The organism is Allosphingosinicella sp. (genome assembly GCF_036403745.1).
In the GTDB taxonomy this organism is placed as follows: domain Bacteria; phylum Pseudomonadota; class Alphaproteobacteria; order Sphingomonadales; family Sphingomonadaceae; genus Allosphingosinicella.
On record NZ_DASWQI010000096.1, the window covers coordinates 1 to 9,076 of the forward strand.

At 67.3% G+C, this 9,076-nt stretch carries 8 protein-coding genes; 1 reads left to right on the forward strand and 7 read right to left on the reverse strand.

Translation table 11 applies throughout. The features are described from left to right. The coding region (locus VGC56_RS18870) for a family 43 glycosylhydrolase (protein ID WP_464127388.1) at positions 1 to 337 on the forward strand (337 nt) is incomplete at its 5' end. 175 nt (positions 338 to 512) lie between these two features. Here VGC56_RS18870 and VGC56_RS18875 read toward each other — a convergent pair. From VGC56_RS18875 to ctaD, 7 genes are all read right to left on the reverse strand, one after another. Then, positions 513 to 3,062: a TonB-dependent receptor gene (locus tag VGC56_RS18875; protein WP_464127389.1), complete on the reverse strand. Its 2,550-nt coding sequence runs from the start codon at positions 3,060 to 3,062 to the stop codon at positions 513 to 515. Positions 3,063 to 3,179: 117 nt separating this feature from the next. Beyond that, the gene (locus tag VGC56_RS18880) at positions 3,180 to 4,796 is read right to left on the reverse strand and encodes a sulfotransferase family protein (RefSeq protein WP_464127391.1); all 1,617 of its coding nucleotides are present in this window, start codon (positions 4,794 to 4,796) and stop codon (positions 3,180 to 3,182) included. A 19-nt stretch (positions 4,797 to 4,815) separates the two neighbouring features. Next, on the reverse strand, positions 4,816 to 5,232 hold the full coding sequence (locus tag VGC56_RS18885; protein WP_464127393.1) for a c-type cytochrome: 417 nt from the start codon (positions 5,230 to 5,232) through the stop codon (positions 4,816 to 4,818). Continuing rightward, positions 5,213 to 6,094 carry a cytochrome c oxidase assembly protein gene (locus VGC56_RS18890; protein ID WP_464127394.1) on the reverse strand — a complete coding sequence of 294 codons (882 nt, stop codon included), beginning with the start codon at positions 6,092 to 6,094 and terminating at the stop codon, positions 5,213 to 5,215. Before VGC56_RS18890 ends, VGC56_RS18885 begins: the two co-directional genes overlap by 20 nt. After that, a complete protein-coding gene (locus VGC56_RS18895) occupies positions 6,091 to 6,447 on the reverse strand; it encodes a hypothetical protein (protein WP_464127396.1) in 357 nt (118 codons plus the stop codon). The genes VGC56_RS18890 and VGC56_RS18895 overlap by 4 nt, the downstream gene beginning before the upstream one ends. Beyond that, positions 6,447 to 7,067, reverse strand: coding sequence for a cytochrome c oxidase subunit 3 (locus VGC56_RS18900; protein ID WP_464127398.1), 621 nt, complete (start codon positions 7,065 to 7,067; stop codon positions 6,447 to 6,449). Before VGC56_RS18900 ends, VGC56_RS18895 begins: the two co-directional genes overlap by 1 nt. Then, positions 7,064 to 8,989: a cytochrome c oxidase subunit I gene (gene ctaD, locus VGC56_RS18905; protein ID WP_464127400.1), complete on the reverse strand. Its 1,926-nt coding sequence runs from the start codon at positions 8,987 to 8,989 to the stop codon at positions 7,064 to 7,066. Before ctaD ends, VGC56_RS18900 begins: the two co-directional genes overlap by 4 nt. Between the last annotated feature and the right edge of the window lie 87 nt (positions 8,990 to 9,076).

The following is a 9,076-nucleotide window of genomic DNA, read 5'->3' on the forward strand; positions in this document are numbered from 1 at the left end:
AGGCCATCTGATCGAGGGGCCGTGGGTGACTCGGCAGAACGGGCGCTACTGGCTCTTCTATGCCGGCAATGATTTCGGGACGCCGGCCTACGGCATCGGCGTCGCCGTCGCGGACCATCCGCTGGGACCCTACGTCAAGCAGCCTGAGCCGCTGCTCAAGTCGACGGCGCGCTGGTGGGCGCCGGGCCACGCCTCGGTGGCGCCGGGTCTGGATGGGGCGCCGCAGCTCTTCTTCCACGCGTTCTTCCCGGGCCAGGGCGGCTACAACGCATTCCGCGCCCTGCTGACGGCGCGGCTGCGCTTCGGCCGGGATCGCGTCGAGGTGATCGGCCACTGAGTAGACACCCTGCCTCCCTGCCGCAAAGCGGCGGGGAGGGGGACCAGCGAAGCTGGTGGAGGGGTAAGCTCCAGCCCTGCAGCTCACGCGGGAAACGACTGGGTCGACGCTTACCCCTCCACCACCCTTTGGGTGGTCCCCCTCCCCACGAGCCGTCGCTCGTGGGGAGGCAAGATCAGAACTTGGTGCCGAGCCGGATCCCGATCGTCCGCGGGCGGTAAGGCACCACGTAGATGCGGTTGAAGCATTGGCCGCATTGGTCGAATCGGGTGATCTCGGCGCGGGTGTCGAAGGCGTTCTCCGCGAAAACCTCGGCTGTGAAGCGCGAAAAGTCGATGCCGAAGGCGAAATCCGCCATCGTATAGGCTTTCAAGCGGCCGAGCAGGGCGGCCGGGCCGGTGCGCAGGTCGGCGCTCGATGAGCTCTGGTGGACGACGACCGATTGCACATGCGCCTTCACGTCGGTTGCGAGCGGGAATTCATAGCGCGCCGTGCCGCTCGCCTTGAACTTGGGCGTGACCGGGAGACGCGTGCCCGCGGGTGCCGAAATCGAATTGCCGGCGCCGGAGCAGGTGAAGGTCGGGTCGTCGACCGCGCAGACGTTCTTGAGCAGCTTGGCGTCGGTATAGGCGGCGCTGCCGAGGAAGCTCAGGCCCTGGACCGGGTGCCAGTTGATATCGAGTTCCGCGCCCTTGATGCGCGCGCTCGGCGCATTGTGGATTTCGGTGAAGCTGTTCGGCCCAAGGAAGGAATATTGGAACTTGTTCCAATCCTGCTGGAAGATGGCGCCGTTGATCGTCAGCCGGCGGTTGTCCCAGCTGGTCTTGAAACCGACCTCGTAATTGGTGAGCGTGTCGGCCTGGTACGCGCCGAGGTCGCCGCGGCGGTTGATGCCGCCCGGCCGGAAACCCTTCGACCAGGTGGCGTAGAGAAGGTGGTCGGGCGTCGCCTTCCACGTGAGGTTTATACGATGGGTGAGGCCGTCGCCCTTCGCCTGTTGCGGCTGGACCGTGCCGTTGCTGAACACGCCGAGGTTGGTGCAGGGGGAGCCCGCGACGATGGGCGCCAGCAACGTGCCGCTCTTGTTCGCGGTCAGCCTCTGGCCAGTGGTCGTGAAGCACTGGATGACGCCCGTCTTCGAGCTTCCGACGGCGTTGAACGGGCCGTCGGTGAAGCCCGACCCCGGATTGCGGCCGAAGCCGAAGAAGCCGATCAGCGAGTTGTCGTATTTGTAGGCGCGAAGGCCGCCGGTGAGGGTGAGGTTCGTCAGGATATCGAAACTCGCCTCGCCGAACGCCGCATAATCCTTGTCGATGCGGTTCTGCTGGGTCAGCCACAAGGTGCCCGGAAAGCCGTTGACGGACATGTTCGGCGCGAGGTTCGTCACCTGATAATCCTGGTGGATGAGGTGCGTCTGCCGCTGATAGAAAAGGCCGCCGACGAAGCGCAGCCGCCCGTCGGCGGGAGAGGCAATGCGCAGCTCCTGGCTGTTCTTGGTGAAATGGTCGCGGCCGATGATGTGCTGCGAGGGGTCTATCGTATGTCCCGCGGCGTCGGTGATGTACAAATAGCCGGCGATGCCGCCGAAGCTTGAATAAAGCTGGTCGTAGGCCTCGGCATAATCGGTATAGTCGCTCGAGGAGTTGATCTTCCGCTCGAAATAGGCGCCGGAATAGGTCAGGTCCCAATTGCTGATCCGACCCTGGATGGTCAGCGCCGCCTGGTAGAAGCGGTCGTGGCTGTAATCCGGATAGAAATGCTGGACCTTCAGATCGCCGACGCTCGGCTCGAAGCCGAAGGTGCCGTGATTGCGCTGGTCCTGGCCCATGATCGTCGCCGTCGCCGTCCAATGGTCGGCGAGGTCGATGCCGAGGGCGGCGCGGCCGCCGGCGAATTCGACGTCGTTGAAATTCTTCTTCACCAGCGCAGCATTGTTGGCGACGATGCCGCCGGGTTTCGGGAAGAAGGCGCGGGTGCCGGCGACATTGTCGATATAGCCGGCGTCGTGCTGATACCAGCCGACGACGCGCAGCGCCGCACTCCCGCCGAGCGGCGCGTTGATGAAGCCTTCGAGCTTCCCGCCGAAGCCGCCATGGGCGACGTCGTTCACCTCGCCATTGACGCCCCCATAGAAGTGCGTTTTGTCGGGCTTGTTGGTGATGATGCGGATGGTGCCGGCTTCCGACGAGGCGCCGTAGAGCGTGCCCTGCGGCCCGCGGAGCACCTCGATGCGGGCGACGTCGTAGATATGGACGTCGACCGTGCCGCCGATCGTCGTCACCGGCTGCTCGTCCAGATAGACGCCGACCGAAGGCAGCGAGCCCGAATGGTTGCCGTCGCCGCCCGAGGCAACGCCGCGTATGTAGACGTTGGCGCTGCCGGGGGTGGCGGTCTGGAAGGAGACGCTGGGCGTCAGCTTGGTGTAATCGTTGAAGTTGGAGACGTTGGCTTCCTCCAGTCGCCGGGTGCTCAGCGCCTGGATGCTCATCGGCACGTTCTGGAGATTCTCCTCGCGCTTGGTCGCGGTGACGATGATCTCGTCGCCGGTGTCGGCGGCGGGCTGGGCCTTGTCGGAGGTGTCCGCAGCGCCGCTGGCGGGGCCGGTGCCCGGGGGCGCGCCTTGCGGGGGAGGCGGCGGATTGGTCTGGGCGAAAGCGGGGCCGGCGAGCATCGTCGTGCCCAGCAAGGCGAGTGCCGCGGCGCGAAGTCCGGTGGCAGGCTGCATGCGTGTATCCCCCCTGTAGCTCCCGCCTGCAAGGCTGCTTCGCTTTGCGGCCGGGGTCAAACCATTTCGGTTCCGTTTCGGCTTCCGCGCAGGCTGTGTTGCAGCACCGCCACGCCGTCAGGGCGCGTCCGGGTAGGCGGCGAGGACCGGGCCGAGGGCGTCCTTGAGCGGTCCGAGCCAGCATTCGTAGCGGCGCCACTGGTCCTGGCCCTCCCGATTGAGCGGGCGGCGGACCTGCTCGGAGCTGGCGGTGCGGACGGCGCGGCGGTTCTCGTGAAAGGCGAGGCAGGCGGGGTCGAACTCCAGGCCTAGGGCGGCGAGGAGCCGGCGCACTTCGCCCTCCGGGTCGTCGAGCAATCGCTCGTGGATGACGCGGTGGACGCGGCCGGGGAGGACCTTATCGAAATGCGCCGTCAGGGCGACATAGTCCGCATAATAACGCCCCATGTCGGTCAGCGAATAGCTGAAGCCCTGGCCGCGGGCATAATGCTGCTTGAAATTGGAGAAGCAGCAATCGAGCGGGTGCCGCCGCGCGTCGACGATCTTCGCGTTGGGCAGGATCAGGTGGATGAGGCCCACATGCACCCAATTGTTCGGCATCTTGTCGATGAAGAAGGGCCGGCCCTCGCGGCGCTGCACCTGCGTCCGCTCGAGATACTCCTCGCCGAGCGCGCGAAGCGCGTCCGCTGAGAGGGCGGCGATCCGCTCGGCCCATTCCGCCTCATCCCTGCCGGCGGCGCGGCGGGCGAGGAGCGGGATGTCGGGCAGCTCCATCGTTCCCTCAACCAAGGGGTGGCTGGCGAGGATCTGCTCGACGAGGGTCGAACCCGAACGCGGCATGCCGACGACGAAGATCGGATCGGGCGCAGGGCAGCCCTGGCCGGCCCGCGCGGCGAAGAAGCCGGGCGTGAACAGCGCCTCGGCGCGGGCGACGTGGCGACTGGTCTCCTCCGGATCGTAGCCGACCTGCGCGTGACGGAGGCAATTGCCCTCGGCATAATGGCCGAACGACGCTTCGGCGTCGCCCGCATCCTCAAGCGCCTTGCCGAGGGCGAAGTGGAGGTGGAGCCGGTCCTGCGCAGAGAGGCCGGGCGTCTCCAGCGCTGCCGTCATCGCAGCGATGTCCTCCGGCCCCAGCTTTACAGTCTTGAGGTTTGCGAGGCTCCACCAGACTTCGCCCAGGGTGGGCGCGAGCCGGAGCGCGTGGCGGTAGGCGGCGACGCCGTCGCCGGTGCGGCCGACCGTCTTCAGGACATGGCCGTAGCTCATCCACACCTTCGGCTGGTCCGGATGCTTCGCCAGCACATCCGCGTAGAGGGCCACCGCCTCCTGATACGCGCCGACCCGGCTCAGCGCCGCAGCCTTCAAATTCTGCCCCCCGGCATTGTCCGGCTCCTGGTCGAGCAGGGTGGCGAGCGTGTCGAGCGCTTCGCTTGGGCGGTTCTGGCGGTAGAGGGCGGTGGCGAGGTTGGCGCGGGCGGTGGTGAAGTCGGGCGCCAGCTCGAGCGCGCGGCGCAGCAGCTTCTCGGCGTCGGCGTAGCGGCCGATGCGACCGGCCACTTCGGCAAGCATGCGGATCGCGGCGACGTCGAACGGATCGGCGGCGAGGTGGGGGCGGAGCAGACGCTCGGCGGCGGGAAGGTCGTTGGCGAGCAGGGCCTGGGCGGCGCGCACCAGCACGGGGTCGCGCACCGCCGCCGCCAGGGCCTGGTCCAGCCCCGCTGCGCTCAGCATTTCCACGAAATCGTCCCGCTCATACCCTCGTGTAGAGGAAGGCGGCGATGTCGCGCGAGTCCTGCTTGGTGACGCCGAGGTTCGGCATGGCGGTGCCGGGCGAGACGCGCTGCGGATCCTCGATCCACAGCCGCATATTGTCGGGGTTGTTGGAGAGCCGCCCGCCGATGATGCCGCGCGCGGCGACGCCGTCGAGCGGCGGGCCGACGGTGCCGGAGGCTTGCGGGACGTGGTGAACGGTGTGGCAGCCGCCGCAGCCATATTTGCCGAAGGCCTGCTGGCCGCGCGGCACGCTGCCCATGGTCATCGCCTGCGCCTTCGCTTCCAGCTCGCTTATCTCGTAGCGCTCGTCGGCGTAGAAGCCGAGGGCGAGGGCGGCGATCGCGCCGAGGACGAGGCCGCCGACTGCGAGCGGCTTATTCCGCTGGGACGGCATGCGAGACCTCGCTGGCCTTGAGCCACTGGTAAAGGAAATAGAGGGCGGCGGCGGCGTGGAAGGCGCCCCCCGGGACCCACATTACGAGACCGGCGAGCTGCTGGTCCTCGGCCGGGCTGAGGCCGGCGGGGGTGAGGCCGAGGGCGGCGTAGGGCGCGTACCAGGGGCTGGTCGAGAAGGCCATCAGCGCGCCCAGCGCCCCGCCGATCAGCGAGGTCAGGAACAGGCAGAAGGCGGCGAGGCCGTGGCTGGTGCGGCGGCCGTGGGCGACGGCCCACCAGAAGAGCAGGGCGGAGAGGAGGAAGGATAGATGCTGGGCGATGTGCCAGCCCTCGCTGTCCAGGGCGCGGTCGAAGAGGGGCGGCATATGCCACAGCCAGAGGGCCGCGCCCTGGATGAGCGTGGCGGCGACGGGGGCGGCGAGCCAGGTCCAGACGGTGCGGCCGCCGCGGTGGATGTTGGCGAAAGTGCCGCGCATCGTTGCTGAAAAGGCCCAGAGCAGGACCGGGCCGGGGCGGGCGAGGACGAGGAGGAGGGCGGCGGGGAGCATGATCAGTTCGTGCTCGATCATGTGCATGAGGAAGCTGTGCTCGCCGGCCTCGTGGAGGGGGGAGGCGGTGGCGGCGGCGAGGGTCAGCCAGCCGGCTGCGAACAGGATCGCGCCGCGGCGGAGGCTGGCGTGGCCGTTGGCGGAACGGCGGGAAAGCCGGACGAAACCGACGCAATACAGCGCCAGAAACAGCAAAAGTGGGACCCAGATCGACATTTCGGGGTGCCACGAACCACCTTCCGCACCACTTTCCGCGCCGTGCGCGAAGGCCGCCGAGGGCGCCGCGAGGGCGAGGAAGGCGAGCGCCTTCATGCGAAGCAGCGCGGGATGATCATGCCCGCGGCACTCTGGAGGATGATCGCCACCGCGAGCAGCGCCGAGGTCAGCATGCCGATGAGGGCGACGAACGGCCGCGGCTCCTCGACGCTGCCGGCGCGCCAGATGCGCAGCGACAGGAATGCGCCGCCGGCGATCAGGGCGAGCGCGAGGAGGCCGAGCAGCAGGCTCTCGAGCGGCGAGAAGGAGGGGCAGCCGGCGAAGGCGTGGTTGGAGCCGAATTGCTGCGAGCCGAACCAGGCGACGATGCCCGCGGCGAGCGCCGCCCAGGAAAAGGCGATCCGCTTGCCGTCGTCCTGGGGCGGCGGCGGTGTCGATGGTCCGGGCATTACGACACCCACCTCGGCACCCAATAGATGAGCGCGTAGATCGGCAGCCAGGTCAGCCAGACGAAGCGCCAGTACATCGCATTCTCCGCCACATCGACGATCCGCCGGTTCTCCGCCACGTGGCGGGTGTGGATGAGGGCGGTGAGCACCAAAGTGTCGGCGATGTCGGTGAGGATGTGGGTCAAATGGAGGAAGAGCAGGGTCCAGAGGATCGAGCCATAGGCATTGTCGTACCAGTGGACGTTCAGCGAATTGAACTCGAACGCGCGCAGCACGAGGAGCAGGGCGAAGATGGGGAGGAGGATCAGCATCCACTTCCGCACCGCGATGATATCACGGCGCTCAGCGGCGCGCTTGACGATGGTGTTGGGGATCTCGCTCAACAGGATGGTGACGGTGAAGAGTGTGCCGGCGAGCAGGTCAGCCGGCTTGTAGGGCTGCGGCGGCCAGCTGTCCTCCAGCCCCTGCAGGAAGAAATAGGTGCCGATCGCCAGCGCAAAGGCGGTGCCTTCGATCAGGAAGAAGGCGACCACCCCCCACCAGGTGAGGCTGCGGTGGCCGAAGGCGTGGCTCGGCAGGTGGGCGAGGTCGCCCTGGAACTGGGGGGGAAGCGCGCTCATTCGATCACCGGCTCCGGGCTGGGAGGCGTCTTCGGCCAGAACCAGGCGATCAGGGCCGCCGCGATCGGGAAGGTGCCGATCACCACCGCCCAGGGCGTGAAGATGGACGAGATGAACATGGCGGTGGTCGAGAGCGCGGCCCAGAGCGGCCAGATGCTCGGTAGCGCCGACGGCTCGCGCACATCCGGGATCGCGTCCATGACGCTGGTCAGCAGCAGCTCGCGCTCGTCGACCCTGAGGCCGGTCATCACCGGCAAATGGTTGCGATTGTCCCACAAGGGCGTGCGGCTGGTGACGACCGGGATGTGCGCGAAATTGTAGGAGGGCGGCGGCGAGGATGTCGCCCATTCGAGCCCGGCGGCGTCCCACGGATTGGGTCCGGCGATAGCCCCGCGGCGCGCCGAATTGGCCGCATTGATGATGAACAGGAGGAAAGCCGCGGCGACGACGAACGAGCCCATCGAGGCGAGCATGTTCATCTCGTCCCAGCCCATGCCGGTCGGGTAGGTGTAGACCCGCCGCGGCATGCCCCACATGCCGAGGAAGTGCATCGGGAAGAAAGCGAGTTGGAAGCCCAAAAACACCATCCAGAAGGCGATCTTGCCGAGGCCCTCGTCCATCATCCGGCCGGTCACCTTCGGGAACCAGTAGGTGATCGCGCCGAGCAGCGGAAACACGGCGCCGCCGATCAGCACGTAGTGGAAGTGAGCGACGATGAAATAGGTGTCGTGGACCTGGAGGTCGATCGGCACCGACGCCTGCATCACCCCCGACAGGCCGCCGATCACGAAGGTGATGATGAAGGCGAAGACGTAGAGGAACGGCACTTTGAAAACCGGCCGCCCGTCCCAGATGGTGGCGATCCAGCAGAAGATCTGGATGCCGGCGGGAATCGACACCGCCATCGTCGCCGCCGTGTAGAAGGCATAGCCGGTGCGCGGCAGGCCGGTCGCGAACATGTGGTGGACCCACACGCCGAAGGCGAGCAGCCCCACGGTCACCAAGGCCAGCACCATGGCGGGGTAGGCGAAGACCGGGCGGCGGGTGAAGGTCTCGGTGATGTGGCTGACGAAGCCGGCGCCGGGGAGGAAGATGATGTAGACCTCCGGGTGGCCGAAGAACCAGAAGAGGTGCTGCCAGAGCAAGGGATCGCCATGCTCATACTGGTTGTAGAAATGGGTGCCGATCAGCCGGTCGGAGATGAGCAGGCCGGAGGCGAGCGCGACCGACGGCATCGAGAAGATCACCATCAAGGCGACGACCAGCATCGTCCAGACGAACAGGGGCATGCGCGCCAGCGTCATTCCCGGCGCGCGCTGCTTGAGGATCGTGGCGACGAGTTCGACCGCCACGGCGAGCGCGGCAACCTCGGTGAAGGTGATCATCTGCGCCCAGATGTCGGTGCGCTTGCCGGGGGAGAATTGCGGGCCCGAGAGCGGCGTGTACGCGAACCAGCCGGCGTCGGGGCCGATGTTCAGCAGGAACGCGACCCAGAGGAGGGTGCCGCCGGCGAGGTACATCCAGTAGCTGAACGCGTTGAGGCGCGGGAAGCTGATGTTCCTCGTGCCGATCATCAGCGGCACGAGGTAGATCGCCATCGCCTCCATCACCGGCACGGCGAACAGGAACATCATCGTCGTGCCGTGCATCGTGAAGAGCTGGTTGTAGCGGTCCGGCGTCATCAGCGCCTTTTCGGGCCCGGAGAGCTGCATCCGCATCGCCAGCGCCAGCACGCCGCCCAGGCACAGGAAGACGAAGGCGGTGACGATGTAGCGCTTGCCGATCTTCTTGTGATCGGTGGTGGTGAGCCAGCCCCAGAAGCCGGGCGCGTCGGCCCAGGCCTTGTCCAGCCGAGCATGCAACGCCGCCCCTTGGAGCGCCTCGCCGTCCCGCGGGAGGTCGTGGCCGGAGAGGACGGTCATGGGAGGGTCTCCGCAGGGGCGGAGCGGAAACCTGCCTCCCCATCGCCAGATGGGGAGGGGGACCACCGAAGGTGGTGGAGGGGTAAT

Coding starts and splice junctions, on each gene's coding strand:
- VGC56_RS18875 (WP_464127389.1), bottom strand. CDS start 3,062: ATGCAGCCTGCCACCGGACTTCGCGCCGCGGCACTCGCCTTGCTGGGC.
- VGC56_RS18880 (WP_464127391.1), bottom strand. CDS start 4,796: ATGCTGAGCGCAGCGGGGCTGGACCAGGCCCTGGCGGCGGCGGTGCGC.
- VGC56_RS18885 (WP_464127393.1), bottom strand. CDS start 5,232: ATGCCGTCCCAGCGGAATAAGCCGCTCGCAGTCGGCGGCCTCGTCCTC.
- VGC56_RS18890 (WP_464127394.1), bottom strand. CDS start 6,094: ATGAAGGCGCTCGCCTTCCTCGCCCTCGCGGCGCCCTCGGCGGCCTTC.
- VGC56_RS18895 (WP_464127396.1), bottom strand. CDS start 6,447: ATGCCCGGACCATCGACACCGCCGCCGCCCCAGGACGACGGCAAGCGG.
- VGC56_RS18900 (WP_464127398.1), bottom strand. CDS start 7,067: ATGAGCGCGCTTCCCCCCCAGTTCCAGGGCGACCTCGCCCACCTGCCG.
- ctaD (WP_464127400.1), bottom strand. CDS start 8,989: ATGACCGTCCTCTCCGGCCACGACCTCCCGCGGGACGGCGAGGCGCTC.